At 60.4% G+C, this 472-nt stretch carries 1 protein-coding gene; it reads right to left on the bottom strand.

All coding sequences use genetic code 11. From position 1 onward, the window contains the following. Positions 1 to 472 (bottom strand): group II intron maturase-specific domain-containing protein (locus tag ACF8SD_RS06730; RefSeq protein ID WP_392484129.1); only part of this gene is annotated, 472 nt, incomplete at both ends.

Genomic DNA, 472 nt, shown 5'->3' with positions numbered 1-472 from the left:
GCTATGCGGCTAAGCCGTTTGATCGTATCCAGTATCGAGACCAGTCCGAGTCGATCCCATAGCTTCTTCGGCAGCGCCTGATTCATATGTGGCGCCCCCGAGTTCCACCACGGGCCTCGGCCGTTACAGACCGATTTACAGGCACGCTCTTCGCTTAAGCCCAGACGCATCAGGTTGCGCGCCCTCGTAGAGGGCTGCTTCCATTGGCGCCAGATGGCACAGCGGAGTTTGTGCCTGATCCAGCCATCCAGTTCCTCAAGTGGCCGTTTGCTCTGGCTAAGCTTGAAGTAACCCGCCCAGCCTCGCAGGACAGGGTTTATCCGCTCGATGGTATTCGTCATCTTGCGACCCCGTGCACCGCGTAGCAGCTCTGCGAGCCGGTCGCGCAGGCGACCCAGGCTCGTCGTTGCCACCCGCAGCCTTGGCTGCTGATGCCAGCTCATCCCATAGCCCAAGTAGTCACACTTCCAGG

This window comes from Pseudomonas sp. CJQ_9, from assembly GCF_043106615.1.
Classification (GTDB): domain Bacteria; phylum Pseudomonadota; class Gammaproteobacteria; order Pseudomonadales; family Pseudomonadaceae; genus Aquipseudomonas; species Aquipseudomonas juntendi.
This window is presented reverse-complemented; position numbering and strand designations above follow the sequence as displayed.